This window comes from Methylobacterium sp. AC315 (assembly GCF_979253755.1).
In genome coordinates, this window is record NZ_CEEDEA010000050.1 from 1 (window position 1) to 5411 (window position 5411).

Consider the following 5411-nt stretch of genomic DNA (forward strand, 5'->3'; position numbering starts at 1 on the left):
CTGCATCCTGCATGAGCCGGGATCGGCAAAGCTTGATCGGATGCCAAACCTTCAGCACCGAAAGTGCGGAAGAACCAGAATTGGACGCCGATCCCCCGCCTCACGGGGTCAAGGTTGCACGCCGAAACACAACCGATAGTTGTATTCGTAACCTAGCATGAGCGGCGCGTCGGATGGCCCAGGCCTATGCAGAACGACAGCATGACAGCAGCTTTCGCCTGGACCATGCGATAGGCGCATTACTCTTTGTACCATGCATCATTGTATGGACGATCGGCGTACTGTGCATGCTACCGATAACAATACTGGCGTTTCCCGCACAGTATCTATTCGCAAATAATCCCAAATTTCATGGCGACGTTGTCACAGGATTAGTTATAATAGGTGTAGCCAACGCGCTGATAACACCAGCAGTGGTGCTATGCACTATTTACGCTTGAGGACGTGCTCCCGGCAACGCTTGCCCCACCAGCTGGTGCATCAGAACCTCGGGATCCTGGATGACGCCTATATCCCAAGCTGAGAGGCCGCCCGATTTGTAATCGCAGCGGTCTCTCCTGCGCCTGAAATGCTGATACGGTCGGCCTGCCGCCTGGCGTAACGCACCAGGAGGCCCCTTACCTTCGCCCGCCCGGCTCACGCTGCGGCGGGCTTTCTTTTGGCTCTGGCCGGGGTATGAACGTGGGGATTTCCGACTCCCCCGAGTTCGAGGTCACAACCTTCGCCCGCCCGGCTCGCCGGCGCGGGCTTTTTCGTGCCCGGCCGTAAGCGTGGCTTCGGAGCTGGCGACTTCGGATCCTTGAAGGACCCACTCCGCCCCTCGGCCAAGCCGGTGTTCACGAAGTGCACCAACGGGTTGTGGCCAGAGGCAACCACATCAGGGTTCGCAGCCAGAAAGCCATCCGTGCTGAAGTCCGCGCTCGGGTCGCGGCCCTCCTTCCAGCCGTGCCGCAGATAGTGATCGAGTGGGTTTAACCCCACTGCCCGCACGTCTGGGTACGCGTTCAGATAGTAGGCCGAGTCGAAGCCCGGCAGCCGGACTTTGACGAACGACGGAGGCCGCTTGAACGGCTTCAGCATGCGAAATTTCATGATGGATCCACGAGCATGAGACATGCGCTCGATCCATCATTGCGAGATGTACTGCAACCTCAGCCCCGCCCGCCCAGTGCCGCGTGGGACGTCTTTGTTCACGTGACGGCAAGCCGGCGGTAGCTTTCAGCGAACGTTTCGGCGGCCTCACGGGTCAGATCGGTTACCACCAGGCCCGGAACGTAGACAGTCCATCGCCCGTCCGTACCTTCGGAAATGCTGATTTCGGCCATGGCGCCCCTCCTGGAAGCGGAGGAGCAAAGCGGTTACGGCCTGACAGTTCCCTGAACGAGCCCGATCAGTGCCGATGGCGCTGGGGGAAGTGAGGGTCGAAAGTCTCGTTGCCTGCGCCGGCTGAGGCTTTCTTCACGCGGCGCTGCGCAGGGAAATGGGGGTCGTAGAGATCCTGCGGGGTATCGCGCTGCGCGGGCTTCACTGCACGCTCGTCGACGTGTCCGGTAGCTGTGCTCATGGCCTGCAATCCGACGTTGTCCGTCCGGACCCATAGACCCGTCATGGTTGGGAAGCTGTTGCGTAGAGGCCACCGCGATGCCCTTGGCATCCGCGCCGAAGTCCTGGAACGGGCTTGCCGCCTCCCAGTTATCGCCTCAATCCATATTTCACGAGGCCGAGATGAACGCCGACCTGATCGAGACCCGCCAGCAGGCCTTGGATCTGCTCGATGCCGACATGATCACCTTCGGGGCCTATGTCGCCCTCTGCCGGCATAAGGGTTGGCAGGCCTGAAACAGCTGAAGGCTGATCGCCTTTGAGATAGCCCGCCCGGCCCAGCGCCGCGGCGGGTTTTTTTGTGCCCGCGCCCTGGAGCTATTCCGCGACCGAAACCAGCCAGTCTTGGCGGTAGTCACCGCGATAGGCGACCCGGGCTTTATCGCCGTGCTTTGCGGCGTACTCCCGTGCCTCGGTCTCGCTCCCAAAAACATAGAACTTGGACGACATAGCGCGCCTCCAGACGGTGTGCCTGAGGATAGAGATGGCGCTCGCTGGATCGGCGGCAATGCGCCTTTGTACTTACGCTCTTAGGTACCAGCTCGGTTGGCACCCTTCGGTAACGGCCCAGCGTCATCATGCATCCCGAGCCGCGTTGCATATCGGCTCGACCGCCGGTGAAATCGGACGCTCCCCCGCCCTATGAACAGATCGGGACGGGGCCGAGCGACAGTCAGCGCGAAGGCATCGGCCGCTGTGCCTGCGCCCCACCGGCAGCGACGACGAAGGCGAGGGCGGCGAGGGCGGTGCCCATGGCGGGAGGATAGCCACCGGCGCACAAGTGTCGAGGCGTCTACGACCGCCCCGCGTTCAGCGCCTCTTTCACGAGGAGCCCGCGGCTTCTGAGTGGCGCGGTGAGCCCTCAGCATCCTCATCCAGGAGCGCTGATTTAGCGGCTGCCATCCGCTTTCCGATTTCGTGCACGACCTCCTCGACAAGCGGAGGCCATGCCATGTTGTTGTCCTTGAGGAACCGAGCTGCGCCGACAAGCGCCGTAAATTTCTGGGTGGGGATCGGCTGCCCCATGACCTGCGCCTCCAACATCTGCTCAGCGAGAGCTGTCGATAGGCGGAGGATCTCGTCCACCTTGGGAGGCTGAGGGTTGGCGTCGCTCATTTAGGTGGCCCTTTGCCTTTAGGTGCTCGGTGAGCGACATCCGCTGCGCCCTCAGAGGGCTTTGCTCTCCCGGGCCAGCCGCAATGCCTTCAGCTGGGCCGTCCGTTCGTCGGTTGCGTGCTGCTTGTCCTCAACTTCCCCCCGAACATTCGCCGCATTCTCCAGGCGCGCAGTTGCCCTGGCCGCCCTTGAGTCCAGTTGGCCGCGGGCGGTGTGGGGAAGATCAGACATGCGCGGTCCTATCATGTCGGCCGGAAAACTTAGTGCAGTTCTGTGGCGTCAGGATCGCTTCGCCTTCGGCGTTTCCTCGCAGAGGCGGCGGATAGGAGCTTACATGCATCCGGCGCGCCTCAAGGCGCCCATCAGTTTCCGTCCGATATGGAAGCCATTAAGGGCCTCAGTGCCGAGGACGCGCACGTGCTCGGCCGTGCCGGTCCGATGATAGAGAAAGACCTGGTAGGTCGGCTTAAGTTGTCCAGCATCGAGAGCGCTCACTTGGCCGCAGAACTCGATCTCATGCCCAGCTTCTGTGGTGATGCGCCGGACGTTGCGGAAGCGGATCAGTAGGGCGTCCGGAAACTCAGATGCAACCCGCACTCGCATCTCTGCTTCCGGCTCCGCACCTGATCTCGGCGCGTCCGGCGCGTCGAGGCCAAGGCCGTCTTGCGCATAAGCACCGGATTGGAAGAGCAAGAGCGCTACCACAGCACCGAGGGGTGCGCTTTTCATTTGAGGTAGCCCTTCGCATTCAGGTGCTCGGTGAGGCGCACTAGTTTGCCTCCTCGGGATCCTCACGCCGTACAAAGCGCTATCGGTTAGCTAGTCTGTTACAGCGCATCCCAGAGCCAAGCCGCTCCCATCATGGCGAACCCGCCGCACACCAAAGCCACTACGATGTAGCGGTGCAAGCGATCGTAGATCGGTATCGGCATAGACGGGTGCTCGCATAAGCGGAACAACTGATGCCCACGAACGGCATTCGACCGCCAGCGATAAATCTTAACAGTTCGTCAATTCAGCATTTGCGTGGTTCGCGGGCCACAGAGTCTGAAAGTCAGCCCACGTTGCGGCTCACAAGGCCGCCAAGAACCACAACCGCGACGACGGCAATTGCAACTACGGCGGCAATCAGGATGGCTCGCATCTGCCCGCTCCCTGGTCGCCGCCGAGCGTCGTGCTCATTTCAGATAGCCCTTCGCCTCGGGGCGCTTCATGATCTGCGTTCGCTGTAGCCTCAGGATCCGGCGCTATCGCGAGTAAGTCGCTGCTGTCTAAGTTTCGCCGTACGCTCCTCCACAACCTGACGCTCCTCCTCGATTTCAACCCAGACCTCGGCGGAGTTCGTCTCGCGGGTCTCAGCCTTCAAGTGCAGGCTTGTGTGATCGTTGGAGTGTATGATCGGAAAGTGAGACATTAGCCCTCCACGATGATTGGGAGCGGTTGAGATGCTAGCGCTGTGTGTCAGAGCTTCTTCATCTCGCCCGCGGAGCTATCTCGTTCCAGGCGCGCAGCCTTCAGCCGGGCCGTGTTTTGATCCGCTTCGCTGATACCTGGTATGACGGAGATCTTGTCGCCGAGGTGGTCCTGTATCTTGGCGAACGCGGCCTCGGCCTGCTTGCGCTCTTTACTATGATTTTCAGGCAAACTGCATTCCTTAGTTTGCTCCCTCCGGATCCTCGCGGTGCCTCACGTAGCCCTGGCCTGTAAGCCAGTCCGTAAGAGCGTACCGGATCGCCTCCGGACGGGTTGGCTTCGGATCGGGCTGATCAGCAATCCAGGCGTCGAGGGGGGCAACCTGTTCAGGCTGCACCCGGACCTGGATCTGAATGCCGGTTTGCTTCCCGCGGGTTCTACCCGTGCGCATATGGTACCATAGTTGACGTGCCTCACGCCTAGTGGTACCACAACTGCGGGCCGGAAGGAAGATTGAGCCCTTCCATCCGGCCCTTACCACCAACCGCATCTGGAGGATGCTGTTCATGGCTATTCACGCCCATAGCACACGCACGCCCTTATTACCCCAGTCCGGCAACCCGCGGCCCCTATTAGGTCAAGGGCTTGGCCGGCAGCTGGGTCCCGTCACCAGGGCGATCCGAGCCTGCCGCGAGACCGACCTCGCCGACCAGGCCATCACCGAGATCCAGATCGGCCTCGACAGCTTCTTCGCCGATGCGGACCGCCAGCGCGTCCGTGAGCTGCGCCGCCGGATCGCTGACCGGATCGAGGCGGACCTGGCCTTATTAGATGCGCTCGACGGCGACGCTGACCGCGAGCCGGAGGCGCTGGACGCCTCGGCCACCGAGTGGACCGGCCGTAGCGCTCACCGCTTCAATAACGGGAGGGCGGCATGAGCGCTCCCGCATCCCGTCGAGACGATCTCACCAGCTTGATCTTCGACATGGAGGACGCGGTTCGAAATCTCGTCCGCTGGGGCCAGGCGGTCCGCGCCATGGGCTGCTCGGGCTGCGACGTCGAAGCCGGCGCCCTCTACGTCGTGGGCGACGCGATGGTGGAAGCCGCCGTGAAGGTCGAGCGACTGGGAGCGCGCCTTCGAACTGTCCCGCCCGCTGCGGGAGGGCGCACGATGAGCATCGCATGCGTCGACTGGGGTCAGATCTTAGAGCGCCTAACAGAACCGTCTGATCTGGTTGAGAGTGATGAGGCTGGCGGCGAGGCTCGTGAAGGCCTCGTAG

General features: G+C 61.8%; 8 protein-coding genes. 2 read left to right on the forward strand and 6 right to left on the reverse strand.

What is annotated here, in order from left to right; all coding sequences use genetic code 11:
- Window positions 1-636: 636 nt before the first annotated feature.
- The 6 genes from AC0IY0_RS28520 to AC0IY0_RS28545 all read right to left on the reverse strand — a co-directional run bounded on the left by AC0IY0_RS28520 (window position 637) and on the right by AC0IY0_RS28545 (window position 4362).
- Window positions 637-1080, reverse strand: a complete 444-nt coding sequence (locus AC0IY0_RS28520) for a hypothetical protein (RefSeq protein WP_306440335.1) — start codon at window positions 1078-1080, stop codon at window positions 637-639.
- Window positions 1081-1190: 110 nt separating this feature from the next.
- Entirely contained in the window at window positions 1191-1325 is a 135-nt protein-coding gene (locus AC0IY0_RS28525; protein ID WP_281407117.1) for a hypothetical protein, read from the reverse strand.
- 65 nt (window positions 1326-1390) lie between these two features.
- Window positions 1391-1564: a hypothetical protein gene (locus tag AC0IY0_RS28530; protein WP_187278613.1), complete on the reverse strand. Its 174-nt coding sequence runs from the start codon at window positions 1562-1564 to the stop codon at window positions 1391-1393.
- An 860-nt stretch (window positions 1565-2424) separates the two neighbouring features.
- Window positions 2425-2718, reverse strand: a complete 294-nt coding sequence (locus AC0IY0_RS28535; protein ID WP_147941411.1) for a hypothetical protein — start codon at window positions 2716-2718, stop codon at window positions 2425-2427.
- 330 nt (window positions 2719-3048) lie between these two features.
- Complete coding sequence (locus AC0IY0_RS28540) at window positions 3049-3447, reverse strand: hypothetical protein (protein ID WP_419830086.1); 399 nt, start codon at window positions 3445-3447, stop codon at window positions 3049-3051.
- A 732-nt stretch (window positions 3448-4179) separates the two neighbouring features.
- The gene (locus AC0IY0_RS28545) at window positions 4180-4362 is read right to left on the reverse strand and encodes a hypothetical protein (RefSeq protein ID WP_147941320.1); all 183 of its coding nucleotides are present in this window, start codon (window positions 4360-4362) and stop codon (window positions 4180-4182) included.
- A gap of 335 nt (window positions 4363-4697) precedes the next feature.
- Here AC0IY0_RS28545 and AC0IY0_RS28550 point away from each other — a divergent pair, with 335 nt between their 5' ends.
- Window positions 4698-5069 (forward strand): hypothetical protein, encoded by a 372-nt coding sequence (locus tag AC0IY0_RS28550; protein WP_147941318.1) that lies wholly within the window; start codon window positions 4698-4700, stop codon window positions 5067-5069.
- A partial coding sequence (locus tag AC0IY0_RS28555; protein ID WP_471766439.1) for a hypothetical protein occupies window positions 5066-5411 on the forward strand: 346 nt, incomplete at its 3' end. The genes AC0IY0_RS28550 and AC0IY0_RS28555, both read left to right, overlap by 4 nt.